This is a genomic window from Actinomycetospora sp. (genome assembly GCF_055612215.1).
In genome coordinates this window covers 1-4,146 of record NZ_JBVPVA010000264.1, presented here as the reverse complement: position 1 = coordinate 4,146, position 4,146 = coordinate 1, and the positions used below count along the sequence as shown (strand labels likewise).

Here is a 4,146-nt window from a genome sequence, read left to right as displayed (position 1 = left end):
CGGGGCGGCCGGGCCGACGCCGGGCTCGTCGGTGGGGGTCGGCTCGCGGACGTCGTCGGCAGCCGCGCGCCCGGCAGCGTCGGGACCCTCGTCGCGGCGGCCGGTCAGGACGGCCCGGAAGCGACCGCTCCACGGGCCCGTCCGGCGCCGCTCGGCGTCGTCCCCGGGCAGCAGGTCGAACCCGCCGCTCGCGGGGCCGGTCGCGGGCTCGACGGAACCCTCCTGACCTGCGTCGGAACCGCCGTCCGCGGGGTCCTCCGCGCGTCGTCCGGACCCCCACCATCTCCCCAGCACGCTCACGCCACGCAGCGTAACGGTGGAATCGATCCAGCCGCGACGGGCGATGACGGCGCGTCGGAAGGGTGTGCCTAGGCTTCGGAGGCGTGAGAGCACTGCGCCGTTTCTCCGTCCGTGCCCAGCTGCCGGCTCCCCTCGCGCCGCTGCAGGACCTCGCGACGAATCTCCGCTGGACGTGGCACGGGCCCACCCAGGACCTCTTCGCCTCCGTCGACGAGACGGCGTGGCGCGACTCGGGGGGCGACCCGGTCCGCCTGCTCGGCGAGGTCCCGCCGTCGCGCCTGTCCGAGCTCGCCGGGGACGAGGGCTTCGTCCGGCGGGTCGGCGAGTGCGCCGAGGACCTGCGCGGCTACCTCACCGAGCCCCGCTGGTACCAGGGGCAGTCGGGCCGCGCGCTGCCGGCGGGGATCGGCTACTTCTCGATGGAGTTCGGCGTCTCGGAGGTGCTGCCGAACTACTCGGGCGGCCTCGGGATCCTCGCCGGCGACCACCTCAAGGCGGCGTCCGACCTCGGCGTCCCGCTCATCGCCGTCGGGCTGCTCTACCGCTCCGGCTACTTCCGGCAGTCGCTCTCGCTCGACGGCTGGCAGCAGGAGCACTACCCCGCGCTCGACCCGCAGGGCCTGCCGCTTCACCTCCTCTCCGACGCCGACGGGACCCCGCTGCTGGTCCACGTCGCGATGCCCCAGGGGCGGGTGCTGGCCGCGCGGGTGTGGGTCGCCTCGGTCGGGCGGGTGCCGCTGCTGCTGCTCGACGCCGACATCGAGGACAACGACGCCGACCTGCGCCAGATCACCGACCGGCTCTACGGCGGCGACGCCGAGCACCGCATCCGTCAGGAGATCCTGGTCGGGGTCGGCGGCGTGCGGGCGGTGCGCGCGTACTGCGGCGTGACCGGGCACCCCGCGCCCGAGGTCTTCCACACCAACGAGGGCCACGCCGGGTTCCTGGGCCTCGAGCGGATGCGCGAGCTCGTGACCTCGGCCGGCCTCGACGTCGAGCAGGCGCTGGCGGCCGTGCGCGCGGGCACCGTGTTCACCACCCACACCCCGGTGCCCGCGGGCATCGACCGCTTCCCGATCGGGCTCGTGCAGCACTACTTCGACGCCGGCCTGCTGCCGGGCATCTCGACCGAGCGGGTGCTGGCGCTGGGCCGCGAGCCCGACACCGACATGTTCAACATGGCACACATGGGCCTGCGGCTGGCCCAGCGCTCCAACGGCGTCTCGCGGCTGCACGGCGAGGTCTCGCGGGGCATGTTCTCCGGGCTGTGGGGCGGGTTCGACGCGCCGGAGGTGCCGATCGGGTCCGTCACCAACGGCGTCCACGGCCCGACCTGGACCGCCCGCGAGATCGCGGGTCTGACGGCCGGCGCGGCGGCCGCCGGTGCCGGCCCGGAGCTCTTCGGGGTGTCCGACGCGCTGCTGTGGGAGATGCGCGGCACGCTGCGGGCCCGCCTGGTGGCCGAGGTGCGACGCCGGGTGCGCGCGTCCTGGCTCGAGCGCGGCGCCTCGGAGCCGGAGCTGGGCTGGACCGAGCGGGTGTTCGACCCGTCCGTGCTCACGATCGGCTTCGCGCGCCGGGTGCCGACCTACAAGCGGCTGACGCTGATGCTGCGCGACCCGGACCGGCTGCGCTCCCTGCTGCTCGACCCGGAGCGGCCGGTGCAGCTGGTCATCGCCGGGAAGTCCCACCCCGCCGACGAGTCCGGCAAGGGCCTCATCCAGCAGATGGTCCGCTTCGCCGACGACCCGGCGGTGCGCCACCGCATCGTCTTCCTGCCCGACTACGACATGTCCATGGCCCGCTACCTCTACTGGGGCTGCGACGTCTGGCTCAACAACCCGCTGCGCCCGCTGGAGGCGTGCGGGACCTCGGGGATGAAGTCGGCGCTCAACGGCGGACTGAACCTCTCGGTGCGCGACGGCTGGTGGGACGAGCTCTACGACGGCCGCAACGGCTGGGCCATCCCGACCGCGGACGGCGTCGACGACCCCGACCGCCGCGACGACATCGAGGCCGAGGCGCTCTACGACCTCATGTCCACCCAGGTGGCGCCGCTGTTCTACGACCGCGGCGCCGACGGGGTCCCGGACCGCTGGACCGCGCTGGTCCGCCACACCCTCGCGACGCTCTCGCCGAAGGTCCAGGCGTCGCGGATGGTGCAGGACTACGTCCTCGACTGGTACGCCCCCGCGGCCGCGGCGGCCCGCCAGGTGTCCTCGCAGGCCTACGCCGGGGCGAAGGAGCTCGCGGAGTTCCGGGCGCGCCTCGACGCCGCGTGGCCGTCGGTGCGCGTCGCGGAGGTGGACGTGACCGGCTCGTCGGACACCCCGGTGCTGGGCGCGCCGATGACGGTGCGCGCGTCGGTGGAGCTGGGCGGCCTCGCGTCGTCGGACGTGCTGGTGCAGGCCGTCGTCGGGCGCGCGGACGACGCGGACGAGCTCACGGGCACGGTGGTCGAGCCGATGGTCCCGGTCGAGCACTCCGGGGAGGCCGAGGTCTTCGAGGCGACCGTGGCGCTCCCGCACGCGGGCGTCCTCGGGTACACGGTGCGGGTGCTGCCGGCCAACGAGCTGCTGGCCTCGCCGGTGGAGCTCGGGAAGGTCGTCCTCCCGGCGTAGGGCCTCGGGGCTGATCGGCCGCCCGCCCCGACTGGTCGGCGCCTCCGCCGTCCATGATCCACTTCTTGGCGGCAGAGTGATCGCTGAGCGAGCACTTTGCTGCCGAGAAGTCGATCACCGGCCGGAACGGGTGGATCCGCGGCGGCCGCGGCGGCGTCGAAGTGGCATGTACGCCGACACGGACGCCCGTCGCCTCGCCCGGCTGCGGGCACTCCTGCGCCGTCAGGACGGGGTGATCTCCCTCGACCAGGCCCTCGCCCACGGGCTGAGCAGGCAGGCGGTCCGCCGACTGGTCGCGACGGGTCGGTGGCGGCGTCTGGCCCACCGCGTCTACCAGGACACGACGCACGAGCTCACCCGGCGTGCCCGGGTGCGGGCGGTACTGCTCTCGCTCGGTGACCACGCCGTCCTGGTGGGGGAGGCCGCGGCGTGGTGGTGGGGCCTGCGTGACCAGACGCCCACGCGGATCGAGGTCGCGGTCGGACACGGGTGCCACCAGCGCTCACGCCCCGACGCGGTCCTGGTGCGGCGCACCGTGCCCGACCGGGAGGTCACCGTCCGGCACGGGATCCGGGTGACCACCCTGGCCGCCGCCGTGCTCGACGGCGCCGCGAGTCTGGGTGCCGACGAGGGCGCGCGGCTGATGGACCGGGCGCTGCAGCAGGGCCGCGTCGCGCTCGACACCCTGCGCCACCTCCAGCTCCGCCGCTCCGGACGTCACGGAGCGCCGGCGACCGCACGTCTGCTCGCCCTGGCCGCCGGGGGTGCGGTGTCGGAGGCCGAGCGGCTCGCGCACACCGTGCTGCGGATGGCCGCGATCCTCGGCTGGATCGCCAACCTCCGGATCGACGTCCCGGGCTACGGCCGGGCCGTCGTGGACCTCGCCTTCCCGGTCGAGAAGGTGATCGTGGAGATCGACGGCTGGGCCTACCACCGCGATCTACGGGCCTTCCTCATCGACGGTCCTCGGCAGAGCGCCCTCGCGGCACAGGGCTGGGTCGTCGTCCGCACCCACTGGTACGAGCTCACCGAGAACCCGCAGGCCTTCCTGGACACGCTGCGGCAGGTCCTCGCGTCGAGATCATGAGTTCGGCGGCAGGGTGATCGCTCAGCGAGCACCCTGCCGCCCAGAAGTCGATCAAGGGCCGGCGGCGGCCGGGTCAGGACGAGCGGAACACCAGGAAGGTGTGCGGCGGGACGGTCACCGAGGCGCCCGCGGGCGACG

General features: G+C 74.5%; 3 protein-coding genes. 2 read left to right on the top strand and 1 reads right to left on the bottom strand.

Features of this window, described 5'->3' with window-relative positions; genetic code table 11:
• The coding region (locus tag AC0CYZ_RS07330) for a hypothetical protein (RefSeq protein WP_472213793.1) at positions 1-300 on the bottom strand (300 nt) is incomplete at its 3' end.
• Between the two features lie 83 nt (positions 301-383).
• Between AC0CYZ_RS07330 and glgP the strand changes: the two genes are divergently transcribed.
• Positions 384-2,921 carry an alpha-glucan family phosphorylase gene (gene glgP / locus AC0CYZ_RS07325; RefSeq protein ID WP_472213791.1) on the top strand — a complete coding sequence of 846 codons (2,538 nt, stop codon included), beginning with the start codon at positions 384-386 and terminating at the stop codon, positions 2,919-2,921.
• Between the two features lie 166 nt (positions 2,922-3,087).
• Positions 3,088-4,008 carry a type IV toxin-antitoxin system AbiEi family antitoxin domain-containing protein gene (locus AC0CYZ_RS07320; protein WP_472213789.1) on the top strand — a complete coding sequence of 307 codons (921 nt, stop codon included), beginning with the start codon at positions 3,088-3,090 and terminating at the stop codon, positions 4,006-4,008.
• Positions 4,009-4,146: the final 138 nt, after the last annotated feature.

Bases quoted from the DNA above. Each gene is read 5' to 3' on its own strand.
- AC0CYZ_RS07320 (WP_472213789.1), top strand. From the start codon at position 3,088: ATGTACGCCGACACGGACGCCCGTCGCCTCGCCCGGCTGCGGGCACTC.